The organism is Roseivivax sp. THAF30 (assembly GCF_009363575.1).
GTDB lineage: Bacteria > Pseudomonadota > Alphaproteobacteria > Rhodobacterales > Rhodobacteraceae > Roseivivax > Roseivivax halotolerans.
Genome location: NZ_CP045389.1, coordinates 1,283,858 through 1,298,159, shown reverse-complemented (window position 1 = coordinate 1,298,159; position 14,302 = coordinate 1,283,858). Strand labels below are relative to the sequence as shown.

Genomic DNA, 14,302 nt, shown 5'->3' with positions numbered 1-14,302 from the left:
CCCAGCGTTCGGTGAGTGATGAACAGTTCGTCAGACTGTTTGGGCCTGGAGCTTTGGATGTCGTCGACGACAAAGAGGATCCGTTTTCCGGGCTAGTCTTCTTTCGAAGCGCTCCCGGGGGCGGAAAGACGACCTTGCTGCGAATGATGCTACCGCGCCCGCTTGAGCTCGCTGTGTCGTTGCGGGAAGATCAGCAGGTTAAACCAACGTTCGATGTCTTGAATAATCTCGGTGCCGTAGATGAAAACGGAGCCAAATTGCTTGGTGCCATGATTTCGTTCTCGACAGAGTATCAAGATTTGGCACAGATTGATCGCGGTAATGGGTTATTCAGATCACTTCTGGATTCTAGAATCGTTATAGCGACTCTCCGATCGCTCCTTGATCAAAGTGGACGACTATACCCGGATGATCTGAACACATTGCGGGTCACTTGGGAACCTGAGTCTGGGGCAACTGTGCCTGCATCCGCGAGCGGAACAGAACTGTTCGAATGGGCTTCTGAGATCGAACGCAATTTTTATGACACTATGGATGACTTAGGGGAGCCGGATGAACTTCAAGGTGGCCATACTAGGCTCGACAGTCTCAAGTGGTTTTCCAGGGCGAGAATGTTCGATGGACGCGGAGAGGTCCGGTCCCGACGAATTCTCCTTTTCGATGAACTTCAATTCCTCGATAATACGCAACGCAAGAGTCTGATAAACCTCGTAACCAATGCACGGGAGCCCTGCGGTATTTGGATTGCCGAGCGCCTCGATGCGATGAGTCACCAAGACCTGTTGACCGAAGGTGCCTTGGAGAAACGCGATTACGATTCTGTCATCCAACTTGAAACACAGTGGTCCGGAAAGCGGTCATCTGGTTTCACGCGATTTGCCGAGCAAATTGCCAATCTCAGGGCATCTAAGGCGGACGGCTTTGAAGGGCGAGAGTTCTTCCCTTTAGTAGCAAACGACGAAGAGCTGGATGAAGGCGACAATAGATACGGCGAAAAGTCGTCTGAGATCGAGACGCGCCTTATCCAGAAGACCGCCGGCGACAGTCGCTATGAAGAGTGGATTGCCGCAACTCGAGAAGATCGCAAAGGGTCTATTTCATCAGCCATTAAGTGGCGCGCCACAGAGATCTTGATTGAACGGGACCTAAGGCGAAGTCAGGCATCATTCGCATTTGAGATTCTGCCAGCTGATGAACTTGATGAAAAGGAAAAGGCCGTTTCGAGAGCCGCTGAGCATTTTCTAAGAACCGAAATGGAAACACCGTTGTACTTCGGAAAAGATACGCTAGCGGCAGTGGCCAGTTCAAACATCGATCAGTACCTTGAGATCGCTGGAGCGCTGTTTGAAGAGATTTCTGCAAAGATCACCGGTCCAAGAAGCATTCCGCGTTCATTGTCAGCCGAACGACAGGACGCGATTATTCGTGAAGTCGCCGAATTAAGGTGGGAAGGTCTGGTCCGACGCCTGCCCCAAGGCTACGATGCAAAGAGATTTCTGGAGGCTCTTGGAAAATACTGTCGGGATCAGACCTTTCGCCCAACTGCTCCCTATATGCCTGGTGTCACTGGGTTTGCGATATCTATGCAGGATCGAAATACGCTTGCAAATGAAGATGAAAGAAATATCAAGCATTTTATTCAATTGCGAAATGTCGTCACGTCCCTGGTTGCACACAACTTGATCACCCCGCATTTGGATAGGAGGGCGAAAGGGAAATCCTACATAGTTTTCTATCTGAACAGATTGCTATGCGTGAAGTTTGGCCTGCCGCTTGGATATGGCGGCTGGCGTGAACAATCACTTGGAACGCTCCACCGCTGGATGGAGCTCGGCGACATAGGGGAGCAGCCTGAAAGGGAGCCGAAGCTTGTCTAACGAGGTCAGTATTATGCGTTGGGATCCCTATATCTTCCGTCAGGGTAATGATTTTGATGCCTTTTGGAAGAATTACGCAAGCGACCCTTCCAGGCGTTTTTTGTTCGTGCTTGGGCGTGGATACGACCCAAGGGCTCTGGCTGTTTTAGATGAGATCGTGGGCTTTGGTGGCGAAGTCGATATTTGGCTGCTTGCCTTCGACAACGGTTTCCAGGACAGCGAATTAAGAAACCAACTCACGCTCGAAAACGTTAAAAAGCTTGAAGCTTTGGTCGGAGAATCGAAGATTCACGAGATCGAGGTCCCGCTCGGGCGCTCCGGGCAAGGTAACGCCACTTCTAGAAACGTGCGGCAGGCACTGCGTACTGCGGGCTCCTTGGAAGGGTATACTGACGTTGTGGTGGATATCAGCGCAATGCCCAGAATGGTTGCGCTAACGGCCGTCGCATCTCTGCTCCACGAGCTTGACGAAATGAGTGTAGATGGTCCGGACGTAAATCTCCATGTGACGACCGCCGAGAGCGTGTCGGCTGACATCGGCGCCGCGCGAGGTACGCTCCGTGATGACGTCACCAACGTGATCGGCTTCACCGGGCAGCTTGACAGTGAATCGACCGATCAGATTCCTCGGGTATGGTTTCCGGTACTCGGCGAACAGCAAGGAATTAGGCTTTCGCGCATCCGCGACAAATTGACCCCTGACGAGATTTGCCCCGTGATCCCTTTCCCGACTAGAGAACCACGACGCGGAGACGAGATCATTCGAGAGCATCGGCAACTCTTGTTCGAAGAGTTCCAAGTCGAACCAGGCAACATTCTCAGAGCATCAGAGTATAATCCGTTTGAAGCTTACAAGCAGATATTCGCCGCCATGGACCGGTATCGGCGGGCGCTGAGCGAGCTTGGCGGTTGCAAGGCTTTCGTGTCACCATTATCGTCCAAGCTTTTGTCGGTCGGCGCGTTGTTGGCGTGCTATGATCACAAGTATGGGGCCATCGCAGGAGATCGTATGTCAGTGGGAGTTTTGTATGTAGAAACAGCGGACTACTCCGATCCTGTCTTAGATTCAGGCACCGAGTACCAGCTCTCATCGATGTGGCTTCGCGGGGACTGGGAACGATGATCGACGACAAGAAGAAGGATGCCATCAAGTTGCGGGCCATGGGAGCAGGCTTCGTGGCCATGGATGTTGTGGAAGGCCTCGAGGCGACCTTTGCTTCGGCAGGCGGTTCGTGTGGGAACGTTATGGCTCTACTGAGCTGGCTGGGTTGGGATTCGTTTCCTGTGGCGCGACTTGGATGTGACGAACCAGGAGACTTCGTTGTTCACGATCTTCAGTTCGACGGCGTGAACACTGGCTTTGTCTGGCAGGAACAGTCGGTCTCCACGCCAGTTGTGGTTCAGAAATTCAAGGTAGATGCCGAAGGTCACAGGTCACATCGTTATGTGTTGACTTGTCCGGATTGCGGCGGCTGGCTTCCAAGGTTCAGATCAACGACGATCCGGCAAATCCAGCCGGTATTGGATATTGACTGCGTTCCCGATATCTTTTTCCTTGACCGCGTGTCTCCGAGCGCCCTGAAGCTTGCCTCTTGGGTTCGCGAAAGTGGAGGTCTAGTCCTCTTTGAGCCGTCCTCTATTGGGGACGAGAGCCAATTTCAAAAGGCCATCGATGTTTGTCACGTCCTAAAGTTTGCCGAAGACAGGCTCGGTCACATCAACGAAATCCGTGACCTTACTGGGCCGAATCTCATTGTTCAAACCTTGGGACCGCGAGGCTTGGAATTTCGACTTAGCTGGGATTGGTTCGAACTTGATGCTTTCGAGGCACCACGTTTTCTTGATGCGGCAGGTTCAGGTGATTGGTGTACTGCACTACTTTTGAATGAACTTGGCAATCAGAGCAGTTTGAACCCTGTATCCTGGACGCCGAGGTTAATCTCCGACGCTCTTCGAAGAGGCCAAGCGGCGGCGGCCTTGAACTGCGGATTTGAAGGCGCCCGTGGAGCGATGCAAGCGGCCGACAAGGATGCTTTCATGTTGGCGGTTTCAGACTTGATGGCCGGCAGAGAAGCTTCAGTTGAAAAACTGACTGAGGGTAAGGCTGAGCCACGGGTGAACCTGTGTTCGCTATGCAAGATTGTTCCTTTTTCGACGGGTACAGATGCTGAAACAGCCTAAGATATAGTGACATCATGGCCGCGGTCGTCCGAGACAATGGCCCAGAAGCAGCCGGTCTTGGTTCGCCGTCGCCCAGGATCGAGGACCGGTGTGCGGGTCTCGTCCACGAAGAAGCGCTTACACGGCAGCGGTAGTAATTCCGCAAGTGTCACGCCGCAGTGCCGCAAGGCGGACCGCCGACCAAGGACTCGTTTCGGCGCACACGAATGGCAGCTATCGCATATAGACACAGCTGCGAAGCTGCACCGCCGTAAGTCTGCTTTCCGCCGAGTTCGAAAGATTACACATGACGCACACGGCTCAAGCTCGTTATCCCCGAGCCTCTCAACAAAATCGAACAACCAATAACAATAATAATCCCCCCATTTTTTGAAGTCACTTCTCAGAACCCCCACCCCCCTTCGACCATCTTCCGAAATTCCTGCCCAGCGCCTGCCACATGGCCCTGATCCTGCGTCATGGTCCTAGGGAGTAGCAATAGCCTGTAACTGAAGTCGGTTTCGGCTTTTGGCAGACACCCTGCCACCACCCCTTAGACATCAATGGCAGACAGGAGGGCATCGGGTATGCTCATTGGATACGCACGTACATCGACCTTGGAACAGATGGCTGGCTTGGAGGCTCAGACGGAAGCCTTGAAGGCTGTCGGCTGCGAGAAGGTCTGGATCGAGCAGACAAGTTCGGTCGCGAAGAGGCAAGAGCTAGAGACAGCCATCGATTACTGCCGAGAAGGCGACGTCTTCGTGGTCACCAAACTGGATCGCTTGGCTCGGTCGGTTCGACACCTGGGAGAACTCGTCGAGCGTCTGGACAGCAAGGCGGTCGGTCTTCGGATACTCGATCTCGGGCTGGATACCACCAACGCCACCGGAAAGCTCATGCTCAACGTCCTGGGTTCTGTGGCTCAGTTCGAACGGGAGATGATGCTGGAGCGACAGCGGGAAGGCATCGCCAAGGCCAAGGCAGAAGGCCGCTACAAGGGCCGTAAGCCAACGGCACAGGCCAAAGCCGACGACGTGCTGGGTCTGCTTAGATCTGGCCATACGAAGCGCTCAGTCGCCGGTAAATTGGGGATCTCGGAGCGTTCCGTGTATCGCGTCGCCAAACTTGCGGGTTAGGAGGAGCTCTTATTCCTTAAATTGCAGCAATATCAGGTAGTTACGAGATGAGAGGACGAGCTACGTTATTGATGTGGCTCGTTCAACCTCCGATTCGGCCTTTGTGCCACTCGAAGAGGTCGATCTGTTCGCTCACTTTCGGGCCGTTGAATGTAGTGATGAAATCAGCCCCGCTGAGGCTTCCACACATGTGTGGGAAACGTGTGTGGGAATGAAATTCAGTGATCTAAAATGTCTATATAAATCAATCACTTAAGAGACATAAGTGCGAATGGCGGAGGAGGTGGGATTCGAACCCACGGTACGCTCTCACGCACGCCGGTTTTCAAGACCGGTGCAATCGACCACTCTGCCACTCCTCCGGTCCGGGTCGCTTAGCCGCGCCGCTCCGATTCTGGAAGCGGCTGCGGGGAAAATTCGCCGACGCGCCGCGCCGGGCTTCCCATAAGGCCAAAGCATGGCTATTGTCGCCCCAATCGGGCGCTGAGGCAGCGTCCTACGAGGACATGCGACCGGGACGGCCAAGATCCCAGGCGCAGGACAGGCAAGGCGGAGCAGGTCATGTCATTTCGAATTTCGCGGATCGGCGGCACTGCTGCGATTTGTGTCTGCGCATTCGCCCTCAGCGGATGCGACAGCGCCTCCATGCCCGGCTTTCTGCAGGGCGGTGGCTCTCAATCTGGCGCGGCGGCAGGCGAGGACACGGTGACGCGCGCCGCCACGGGAGAGCGCGATGTCGAGTCGCCCGAAGTCTTCGAAGCCAAGGAGGCCGGTCTCTGGGACGGACGGCCCTCGCTCGGCGGCGTCTGGGTGGCGCATCCCGATGTGTCCGAACCGGAACGCGTCGTCATTCGGAACGAAAGCAATGGTCAATACGTGATCGGCGCGCTCTTCAAGCGCGAACGCGAGACGCCGGGGCCACGAATCCAGGTCTCCTCGGACGCGGCCGCATCGCTGGAGATGCTCGCCGGCGCGCCGGCGAACCTGCACGTCGTCGCCCTTCGCCGCGAAGAGGGGCCGGTCGCCCCGCCCGCGGCGATCAGCGAGGCCGAGGCGCCGACCGAAGGCACGCCCTTGCCGGGCGCCTCCGAAGTGGAGACCTCGACGCTCGATCCCGTCGCCAACAACGCGGCTGCGGCGCTTGACCGCGCGCCTGCCGCCGCGGCGCCCCCTGCCCCTGCCGAACCGGCTGCGGCCGCTCCGGCGCCGAGCCCGACCCCGTCTCCGCAAAGCTCACCGCTTGCCAAGCCCTTCGTGCAGATCGGCATCTTCTCGGTCGAAGAAAATGCCCGGAACACCGCGACCGCGATGCGGCAGGAAGGCATGGTTCCGACCGTCAAGAAGCAGAGCTCGTCCGGCAAGACCTTCTGGCGCGTGGTCGTAGGCCCCGCCCAGAGCCGGGAAGAGATCGACAATCTCCTCACGAAGATCAAAGCGACGGGTTTCTCTGACGCCTATGCGGTGTCAAACTAGATCTCCTATCGGGGGCGCTCGGCGGCCCCGCCTTACCGCCCCCTTCAGGTTCTGGAGCTGCCCCATGACCGTTCTCATCAAACGCATCGCCGCCGCGGCACTGACGCTCGTTCTTGCCGCGCAGACAGCCGCCGCCTTCGACACAAGCGCGCGGGCTGCCTTCGTACTCGACCAGGAAACCGGCACTGTTCTTCTGTCGAAGAATGCCGACGAGGCCCTGCCGCCCGCCTCCATGTCGAAGCTGATGACGCTCTACATGGCCTTCGAAGCAATCCGTGAGGGACGGCTGTCCCTCGACGAGCGGCTGCCGGTCTCGCAGCACGCGATGTCCTATGGCGGCTCGACGATGTTCCTTGACACGACGGATCGTGTCCGGGTCGAGGACCTCCTGCGCGGGATCATCGTCATGTCGGGCAACGACGCCTGCGCCGTGATCGCCGAGGCGCTGTCCCCGAACGGCACGGAGCGCGGCTTCGCAGAGCTGATGACGCGCCGCGCCCAGCAACTCGGCATGACCAGTTCGACCTTCAAGAACTCCAATGGCTGGCCGGCCGAGGGGCATGTGATGTCGATGCGCGACCTGGTTCTTCTCTCGAACCGGATCATCACGGACTACCCCGAATTCTACGAGATGTTCTCGGAGGAGCGCTTCGAATTCGACGGCCGCGCGCCGCAGAATGTCTCGAACCGCAACCCACTTCTCGGCCTCGGCATAGGCGCGGACGGGTTGAAGACGGGGCATACGCAGGAAGCGGGCTACGGGCTGACCGGGTCGGCCAAGCAGGGCGAGCGCCGCGTGATCTTCGCGTTGACCGGGCTCGACAGCACCCGTGCCCGCGCCGAGGAAAGCGAAGCCATCGTCAACTGGGCCTTCCGGCAATTCGCCGAGCGGACCATCGTCGAGGAAGGTCAGGCCGTGGCGCGCGCCGATGTCTGGATGGGTGCGGAAGATGGCGTCGGGCTCGTGGCCGAGGAGGATGTCACGCTCTTGCTGCCGACCCTGACCGGCGGACCGCTCGAGGCGGAGGTGGTCTATACCGGCCCGCTGCAAGCACCGATCGCCGCCGGGCAGCAATTGGCCGAGCTCATCGTGCGCCCTGAAGGACTGCCCGAGCATCGCGTCCCGCTTTTCGCGGAAAATGCCGTGGCTGGCGCAGGGTTCGTTAATCGGGTGATGACCGTTGCGGGCGTATTGTTCAGGAGAATCGGACAACCTCCTCAGGACGTGATGTAATGGTCTCATCCCGGCGTCTCGGCGCATTTCTGACATTCGAAGGCATCGACGGCAGCGGAAAGTCCACTCAGGCACGGCTTCTGGCGGAAACGCTCAGCCAGGCGGGGCATGATGTCGTGCTGACCCGCGAACCCGGCGGCAGCCCCGGCGCGGAAGAGATCCGCAATCTGCTGTTGCACGGCGACCCCGATCGCTGGTCGGCAGAGACGGAGCTTTTGATGTTCACCGCCGCGCGGCGCGATCACGTGGAGCGGACGATCCGGCCCGCGCTCGATGCCGGAAAGGTCGTGATCTGCGACCGCTTCGTCGACTCGACGCGAGTTTACCAAGGCATCACTCGCGGCGATTTGCGTGGCACGGTCGATGCGCTTCATGCGCTCATGATCGGTCTCGAGGCGGATCTCACCTTCCTCATCGACATGAACCCCGGCGTCGCCCATGCGCGGGCAGCGAAACGCATAGGCTCCGAGGCGCGGTTCGAGAGTTTCGGGCTGGAGCTGCACGCAACCCTGCGGGCCGGATTCCTGAACCTTGCCCATCGCACGCGCCGCTTTCGCATTGTCGACGGAAACCGCACGGAGGCGGAGGTCGCGGGCGACGTCACCCGGATCGCGCACGGCTTTCTGGACACGCTCGAATGAGCGATCAGGCGCTTCCCGATCCGACCCAGGTCGAAGGCGCACCGCACCCCGCGGAGACGCGCAGGCTGCTAGGGCAGCAGGCGGCGGAACGGGCGTTTCTCGACGCCTTTTCCGGCGGGCGACTACACCACGCATGGATGCTGATCGGGCCGAAGGGCGTCGGCAAGGCAACCCTCGCGTGGAAAATCGCGCGGTTTCTTCTGGCGACCCCGGATGCGGAGGAGGATGGACTTTTCGGCGCGCCGCCGCCGCCCGAAACCCTCGATATCGGTGAGGATCATCCCGTTACGCGCCGCTCTCGCGCCGGAGCGGAGCCTGGTCTTTTCGTGCTGAAACGCGGGCCTAACGACAAGGGCGACCGGATCGCCGCCGAGATCCGGGTCGACCAGGTGCGCAAGCTGAAATCCTTCTTCGCGCTGTCTTCGGCGGATGGCGGGCGGCGCGTGGTGATCGTCGATGCCGCCGACGAGATGAACGTGAACGCGGCCAACGCGCTTCTGAAACTCCTCGAGGAGCCGCCCGCGCGCACGGTGATGCTGCTCGTCTGCCATCAGCCCTCGCGGCTTTTGCCGACGATCCGGTCGCGCTGCCGCGAGCTGCGCCTGTCGCCGCTGTCGCCCGATGATATGAAATCTGCGCTCGATCAGGCGGGGGCGGAGCTGTCGGGCGCCGGGGCGGACGCGCTTGCGGAGCTGTCCGGCGGCTCCGTCGGCGCGGCGATGCGGGTTGCGGGGCTCGAGGGGCTGACGCTCTACCGCAATCTTCTCGAGGTGATGGGCACGATGCCGGACCTCGACCGTCCCAAGGCGCTGGCCCTGGCTGACAGCCTTGCCCAGCGCGGCCGGGAAGAGCGGCTCGATCTGTTCTTCTGGCTTGCGGACACGGCGATGGCCCGCCTTGCGCGCACCGGCGTCACCGGGCAACCGCCGGGCCGGCTGGCCGCCCCTGAGGAAGCCGCGCTTTTGCGCCGCCTCGCGCCCGATGTCGTGACCGGACGCGCCTGGGCGGAGGTCGCGCAGATCGCAGGAGACAGGTCGCGGCACGGCCGTGCGGTAAATGTCGACGCGGCCTCGCTCGTCCTCGATACGGTCATGAAGATGCGCGAGGCCTCTGCGCGGGTTCGGGCCTGAGCCCGTCTTGACCCTCCCTGCCCCATCCTAGATACCCCGAGTGCAACCAGCCGCACCGAGCCGAAGGATGGGCGATGAGCGCGCCGCAGATTACCGACAGCCATTGTCATCTCGACTTTCCCGATTTCGACGATGAACGGGACGCCATCGTCACGCGTGCCCACGAAGCCGGCGTGCACCGGATGGTGACGATCTGTACGCGCCTTCGCCAGGAGCCACGGGTCCGCGCCATCGCGGAGGCGCATCCGTCGGTCTTCTATGCCGCGGGCACGCATCCGATGAGCGCCGCAGACGAGCCGATGACCAGCGTCGAGGAACTCGTTGAGCTCTCGCGGCACCCCAAATTCGTGGCGCTCGGAGAGACCGGGCTCGATTATCACTACACCGCCGAGAGCGCCGGCGTGCAGCAGACCTCGCTCCGCATCCATATCGAGGCGGCGCAGGAAACCGGCCTGCCGCTCATCATTCATGCGCGCGATGCCGACGACGACATGGCCGGGATCCTGGAGGAAGGGTTTGCGAAAAAGCCCTATACCTGCGTGATGCACTGCTTCTCCTCGGGCGCGGATCTGGCGCGGCGGGCGCTTGCAATGGATTTCTACCTGTCGATGTCCGGCATCGCCGCGTTCAAGAAAAGCAGCGACCTGCGCGCGATTTTCGCCGAAGCTCCGCTCGAACGGATCCTTGTCGAAACCGACAGCCCCTACCTCGCCCCGCCCCCTTATCGCGGCAAGCGCAACGAGCCGGGCTACACGATCCATACCGCCGAAGTTGGCGCGGACTTGTTCGGGCTGTCCTACGCCGAGTTCGCCGCCGCGACCGAAGACAATTTCGAACGGCTCTTCTGGAAAGCCGCCGCCTGGGCGGAGGCTGCATGACAGGCGAATTGCGCTTCACCATCCTCGGTTGCGGATCGTCGGGCGGCGTGCCGCGTCTCGGCAATCTCTGGGGCGCGTGCGATCCCGACAACCCGCGCAACGCCCGCCGCCGCTGCTCCATGCTGATCGAGCGCGAAGGCGAAGGCGGCATCACGCGCGTTCTGATCGACACCTCGCCCGACCTGCGCGGGCAGCTTCTCGACGCGGGCGTCGGGGCGCTCGATGCGGTCGTCTACACGCACTCCCACGCCGATCATGTCCACGGGATCGACGATCTGCGGATGATCGTCTTCAACATGAAGGCGCGTCTGCCGGTCTGGGCCGATGGCGGCACGCAAGACAGCCTCTATTCGCGGTTCGGCTATGCCTTCACCCAGCCCGAGGACAGCCCTTACCCGCCGATCCTCGACATGCACACGATCAAGGGCCCTTTCGCCATCGACGGCGCGGGCGGGGAGATCTCGCTGACACCCTTCGAGGTCGAACACGGCTCGATCGACGCGCTCGGCTTCCGGATCGCGGATCTGGCATATCTGCCGGACGTCTCCTCGATCCCCGAGGCGAGTTGGGCGACGCTGCAGGGCCTCGATTGCTGGGTGCTCGACGCGCTGCGCCGTGACCCGCACCCGACCCATTCGCATCTCGAGCAATCACTCGACTGGATCGCGGCCTCCGGCGCACGTCGCGGGGTGCTGACAAACATGCATATCGATCTCGACTATGCCACGCTCGAGGCGGAAACGGCGGAGCATATCACGCCGGCCTATGACGGCATGGTCATCCGCTATGCGCTCTAGGTCTGAATAGATGCAGGCACTTCTCGGGGTCATCCTCCCCGTCTTCGTTCTGATCGGCGCCGGATATCTCGCAACCTGGCGCAAGCTCTTCCCCGACACCGCGGTCGACGGGTTGATGATCTTCACCCAGCAATTCGCGATCCCCTGTCTGCTGTTCCAGGCGATATGGACTCTCGATCTGGGCGAGAACTTCCATCCGGCGCTGCTGATCAGCTTCTATTCGGGCTCGGTGACTGGGTTCGCGCTCGGACTTCTGGCGGGGCGCTACCTTTTCAAACGCGACTGGGAGGATTCTGTCGCGATCGGGTTCTGCTGTCTCTTCGCCAATTCGCTGCTTCTGGGCCTCGCCATCACCGAGCGGGCGTATGGCTCCGATGCGCTCGAGGCCAATTACGCGATCATCGCGCTGCATTCGCCTATCTGCTACGGGCTCGGCATCACCGCGATGGAGATTGCCCGCGCGCGCGGGACTTCGGCAAAGGCGCTGCCCGCCACCGTTCTGAAGGCGATGTTCCGCAACGCGCTGGTGATCGGGATCGCGCTCGGGGCGATCTTCAACATCTTCGGTCTCGGGCTGCCCGGCCCGGTAGTGGACGCGCTCGACATGATGGTCCGAACCGCGCTGCCGGCGGCGCTTTTCGGGATGGGCGGCGTCCTCTACCGCTACCGGCCCGAAGGCGATCTCAGGATCATCGCTTTCGTCTGCGGCGTCACCCTGATCGTGCATCCCGCGATCACCTGGACGCTCGGAACCGCTTTCGCACTCAATATCAACGAGTTCCGCTCGGCGGTCATTACCGCGGCAATGGCGCCGGGCATCAACGCCTACGTCTTCGCGAACATGTACGGACGCGCGCGCCGGGTCGCGGCGTCCTCGGTTCTGTTGGCAACCGCGCTTTCCGTGCTGACCACATGGGTCTGGCTGTCGCTTCTGCCATAAGCCCTGGAACCTGACCGCTTGCCACACGTTAGACCAGCGCATCGCTGGCGTGCGCCTTGGGCGGCCCGCTAACCTCGTGCGCTCAGGCGTCCGCCGGCGATCATGTTCCGGGTCCGCTTTGTAACCCGCCCCAGCCAGATAGCCACGGAGATCCGCCCCCATGTCGATTTATGACGCGATCATTGCCGACCACGAACATCATCGCGATTTGCTCAACCGCATCGCCGACACGACCGGCGACAGCGAAGAGCGCAAGACCGCGTGGAATGAGTTCTTCTACGACGTGAAGAGCCACGCCGCTGCGGAAGAGGAAACCTTCTATTCAAAGCTCATGTCCAAGACTTGGGGCCAGGATTCCGCACGCCACTCCGTCGAAGAGCATGCCGAGATGGACGATCTCATGGAGGAGCTGAACGAGATGGACATGTCGAGCCCCGGCTGGCTCAACAAGTTCAACACGCTCAAGCACGATTACGAGCACCACATGGAAGAGGAAGAGGACGAGGTCTTCGGCCGCGCCCGCGAGGTCATCCCGGATGACGAGATCGAGGGATACGGCAAGGCGTTCCGGGAGCGCAAGGAGAAGGAAAAAGGTCTCGTCGACAAAAAGCGCGAGGATTCGCTCGAAGACTGATCGACGAGACCTTGATCAAGGTCGCGAGGGGAAAGGCTCAGCCTTTCCCCTTTTTCTTTGCCTCACCGTTCAGCTCCGGATCGATCTCGTGGGCGACCTGACCGTAGGCCAGGAGAGCGAAAAGGCCGGTGCCGCCAAGGACGTTCCCCGCGAAGGCCGGAAGGATCAGCCCGAAGATCGCCTTGCTGACCGAAATGTCGCCCGAAAGCATCAAGAGGAACGCCTCCTTGGAGCCCGCGACCACGTGCGTGAACTCGCCCATCGCGATGAGATACGTGAAGAGGAAGATCAGGAAGATCTCGAACCCTTCGGCGGAAGGCAGCATCCAGACGATCGCGGCGATGAAGAACCCGGCCGGAACGCCGTATTTGAAGGTCTCCCAAGGCGTGTATTCCGCGAAATGCTCGGAGATCGCCTTCATGCCTTCGACGTATTCGGGCACCACGGTGCCGCCGTGGACGCTCAAGAAGGCTACGAAGAACGTGCCCACGAGGTTCGCTGCGAACACCACGGCCCAGAGACGCATCGTGCAAGTCAGCATCTTGCGCGAGCGATCCTTCAGAACCGGCAGGACGACCGTGATGGTGTTCTCGGTAAAGAGCTGGATACGGGCCAGGATCACGAGGATGAAGCCGACAGTGTAGCCCATGTTTTCGATCGGGCCTTGATACGGGTGGCCCTCGTAGATCGTGTGCAGAATGCCTTCGGCCAGAACCGAGGTCGAAATACAGATGCCAGCCGCGATGCCTGACCACCAGAGCGACCAGAGCGGGCGCTTGAGTTCTTCCCGCCCTTCGAGGTCGATCACCTCGTAAACGGCGCGCGGCGCTAACGCACGATGTCGCGCGATCTGAAGTGCTTCTTCGCGCGAATACATTGCGTGCTTCTCGCCATCGTTCATCTCGTGACGTTCGGTGTCGTCGGTCATACCCTACCCTCGAAAAAAAGCCCGGAGCCGCGTTGCGGAGCCGGGACGCCAGACAGAAACCCCTGGAACGGCCGGTAGGTTCCCGCCGCGCGTCATCGCGGCCCATGGGGCGCGCCAGATCGGGCTCGCTATGTTTGAGGGAATGGTGCTGCTGGACAGGATTGAACTGTCGACCTCTCCCTTACCAAGGGAGTGCTCTACCACTGAGCTACAGCAGCCCGCCGCGACGTGCGGTGTGGGCGGGTCTCTAATGTCAAACTCACAAGGGTGCAAGCATGAATCTGGACGCTTTCGGCCACCTCATATAGACACCCGTCATGGAGCAGAAACCCCCGCAGAAAGGCAGCCGCGACACCGGTCGAGAGGACCGGCTCAAGGCCGCGCTCAAGGCGAACCTGGCGCGTCGCAAGCGTCAGGCGAAGGCGCGCGAAGACGACGCGCCGAGCGGGACAGATAACAAGGATTGAGGGC

The 14,302-nt window shown here is 60.4% G+C and carries 14 protein-coding genes, 2 tRNA genes and 1 pseudogene; 13 read left to right on the top strand and 4 right to left on the bottom strand.

Annotation, left to right across the window (positions count from 1 at the left end; all coding sequences use genetic code 11):
• Positions 1-11 precede the first annotated feature (11 nt).
• The 3 genes from FIU91_RS06360 to FIU91_RS06350 are packed head-to-tail and all read left to right on the top strand — an operon-like array spanning position 12 to position 4,058.
• The gene (locus tag FIU91_RS06360) at positions 12-1,877 is read left to right on the top strand and encodes a hypothetical protein (RefSeq protein WP_152461854.1); all 1,866 of its coding nucleotides are present in this window, start codon (positions 12-14) and stop codon (positions 1,875-1,877) included.
• Between the two features lie 13 nt (positions 1,878-1,890).
• Positions 1,891-3,000 (top strand): hypothetical protein, encoded by a 1,110-nt coding sequence (locus FIU91_RS06355; RefSeq protein ID WP_152461853.1) that lies wholly within the window; start codon positions 1,891-1,893, stop codon positions 2,998-3,000.
• Positions 2,997-4,058, top strand: coding sequence for a carbohydrate kinase family protein (locus FIU91_RS06350; protein ID WP_152461852.1), 1,062 nt, complete (start codon positions 2,997-2,999; stop codon positions 4,056-4,058). The genes FIU91_RS06355 and FIU91_RS06350 overlap by 4 nt, the downstream gene beginning before the upstream one ends.
• A 17-nt stretch (positions 4,059-4,075) precedes the next feature.
• Here the strand turns inward: FIU91_RS06350 and FIU91_RS19785 are convergent.
• Positions 4,076-4,174 (bottom strand): annotated as a pseudogene (locus FIU91_RS19785) (transposase); the annotation flags it as partial.
• A gap of 450 nt (positions 4,175-4,624) precedes the next feature.
• Between FIU91_RS19785 and FIU91_RS06340 the strand changes: the two are divergent.
• Positions 4,625-5,176 carry a recombinase family protein gene (locus FIU91_RS06340; RefSeq protein ID WP_152461851.1) on the top strand — a complete coding sequence of 184 codons (552 nt, stop codon included), beginning with the start codon at positions 4,625-4,627 and terminating at the stop codon, positions 5,174-5,176.
• 272 nt (positions 5,177-5,448) lie between these two features.
• On the opposite strand, the gene FIU91_RS06335 is transcribed toward FIU91_RS06340, so the two are convergent.
• Positions 5,449-5,538, bottom strand: a tRNA-Ser gene (locus FIU91_RS06335).
• A gap of 283 nt (positions 5,539-5,821) precedes the next feature.
• On the opposite strand from FIU91_RS06335, the gene FIU91_RS06330 reads away from it, so the two are divergent.
• The 8 genes from FIU91_RS06330 (at position 5,822) to FIU91_RS06295 (ending at position 12,903) form a co-directional block, all read left to right on the top strand.
• A complete protein-coding gene (locus FIU91_RS06330) occupies positions 5,822-6,649 on the top strand; it encodes an SPOR domain-containing protein (RefSeq protein ID WP_371418264.1) in 828 nt (275 codons plus the stop codon).
• Positions 6,650-6,713: 64 nt separating this feature from the next.
• Positions 6,714-7,883 carry a D-alanyl-D-alanine carboxypeptidase family protein gene (locus FIU91_RS06325; RefSeq protein WP_152461849.1) on the top strand — a complete coding sequence of 390 codons (1,170 nt, stop codon included), beginning with the start codon at positions 6,714-6,716 and terminating at the stop codon, positions 7,881-7,883.
• The gene (gene tmk / locus FIU91_RS06320; RefSeq protein WP_152461848.1) at positions 7,883-8,524 is read left to right on the top strand and encodes a dTMP kinase; all 642 of its coding nucleotides are present in this window, start codon (positions 7,883-7,885) and stop codon (positions 8,522-8,524) included. The genes FIU91_RS06325 and tmk overlap by 1 nt, the downstream gene beginning before the upstream one ends.
• The gene (locus FIU91_RS06315; protein WP_152461847.1) at positions 8,521-9,654 is read left to right on the top strand and encodes a DNA polymerase III subunit delta'; all 1,134 of its coding nucleotides are present in this window, start codon (positions 8,521-8,523) and stop codon (positions 9,652-9,654) included. The genes tmk and FIU91_RS06315 overlap by 4 nt, the downstream gene beginning before the upstream one ends.
• A gap of 74 nt (positions 9,655-9,728) precedes the next feature.
• A complete protein-coding gene (locus FIU91_RS06310) occupies positions 9,729-10,532 on the top strand; it encodes a TatD family hydrolase (protein WP_152461846.1) in 804 nt (267 codons plus the stop codon).
• Entirely contained in the window at positions 10,529-11,329 is an 801-nt protein-coding gene (locus FIU91_RS06305; RefSeq protein WP_152461845.1) for an MBL fold metallo-hydrolase, read from the top strand. Before FIU91_RS06310 ends, FIU91_RS06305 begins: the two co-directional genes overlap by 4 nt.
• A gap of 10 nt (positions 11,330-11,339) precedes the next feature.
• Complete coding sequence (locus FIU91_RS06300; RefSeq protein ID WP_093013418.1) at positions 11,340-12,269, top strand: AEC family transporter; 930 nt, start codon at positions 11,340-11,342, stop codon at positions 12,267-12,269.
• Positions 12,270-12,429: 160 nt separating this feature from the next.
• Positions 12,430-12,903 (top strand): hemerythrin domain-containing protein, encoded by a 474-nt coding sequence (locus FIU91_RS06295; RefSeq protein ID WP_152461844.1) that lies wholly within the window; start codon positions 12,430-12,432, stop codon positions 12,901-12,903.
• Between the two features lie 37 nt (positions 12,904-12,940).
• On the opposite strand, the gene FIU91_RS06290 is transcribed toward FIU91_RS06295, so the two are convergent.
• Entirely contained in the window at positions 12,941-13,831 is an 891-nt protein-coding gene (locus FIU91_RS06290; RefSeq protein WP_254702052.1) for a formate/nitrite transporter family protein, read from the bottom strand.
• A gap of 143 nt (positions 13,832-13,974) precedes the next feature.
• Positions 13,975-14,049: transfer RNA gene (locus tag FIU91_RS06285), tRNA-Thr, on the bottom strand.
• A gap of 99 nt (positions 14,050-14,148) precedes the next feature.
• Between FIU91_RS06285 and FIU91_RS19360 the strand changes: the two genes are divergently transcribed.
• On the top strand, positions 14,149-14,298 hold the full coding sequence (locus FIU91_RS19360) for a hypothetical protein (RefSeq protein ID WP_172974949.1): 150 nt from the start codon (positions 14,149-14,151) through the stop codon (positions 14,296-14,298).
• Positions 14,299-14,302: the final 4 nt, after the last annotated feature.

What these genes read in the sequence shown, in the direction of transcription:
- FIU91_RS06295 (WP_152461844.1), top strand. Translation starts at nt 12,430, where the DNA reads ATGTCGATTTATGACGCGATCATTGCCGACCACGAACATCATCGCGAT.
- FIU91_RS06315 (WP_152461847.1), top strand. Translation starts at nt 8,521, where the DNA reads ATGAGCGATCAGGCGCTTCCCGATCCGACCCAGGTCGAAGGCGCACCG.
- FIU91_RS06350 (WP_152461852.1), top strand. Translation starts at nt 2,997, where the DNA reads ATGATCGACGACAAGAAGAAGGATGCCATCAAGTTGCGGGCCATGGGA.
- FIU91_RS06300 (WP_093013418.1), top strand. Translation starts at nt 11,340, where the DNA reads ATGCAGGCACTTCTCGGGGTCATCCTCCCCGTCTTCGTTCTGATCGGC.
- FIU91_RS06310 (WP_152461846.1), top strand. Translation starts at nt 9,729, where the DNA reads ATGAGCGCGCCGCAGATTACCGACAGCCATTGTCATCTCGACTTTCCC.
- FIU91_RS06305 (WP_152461845.1), top strand. Translation starts at nt 10,529, where the DNA reads ATGACAGGCGAATTGCGCTTCACCATCCTCGGTTGCGGATCGTCGGGC.
- FIU91_RS06355 (WP_152461853.1), top strand. Translation starts at nt 1,891, where the DNA reads ATGCGTTGGGATCCCTATATCTTCCGTCAGGGTAATGATTTTGATGCC.
- FIU91_RS06330 (WP_371418264.1), top strand. Translation starts at nt 5,822, where the DNA reads ATGCCCGGCTTTCTGCAGGGCGGTGGCTCTCAATCTGGCGCGGCGGCA.
- FIU91_RS06290 (WP_254702052.1), bottom strand. Translation starts at nt 13,831, where the DNA reads ATGACCGACGACACCGAACGTCACGAGATGAACGATGGCGAGAAGCAC.
- FIU91_RS19360 (WP_172974949.1), top strand. Translation starts at nt 14,149, where the DNA reads ATGGAGCAGAAACCCCCGCAGAAAGGCAGCCGCGACACCGGTCGAGAG.
- FIU91_RS06340 (WP_152461851.1), top strand. Translation starts at nt 4,625, where the DNA reads ATGCTCATTGGATACGCACGTACATCGACCTTGGAACAGATGGCTGGC.
- tmk (WP_152461848.1), top strand. Translation starts at nt 7,883, where the DNA reads ATGGTCTCATCCCGGCGTCTCGGCGCATTTCTGACATTCGAAGGCATC.
- FIU91_RS06325 (WP_152461849.1), top strand. Translation starts at nt 6,714, where the DNA reads ATGACCGTTCTCATCAAACGCATCGCCGCCGCGGCACTGACGCTCGTT.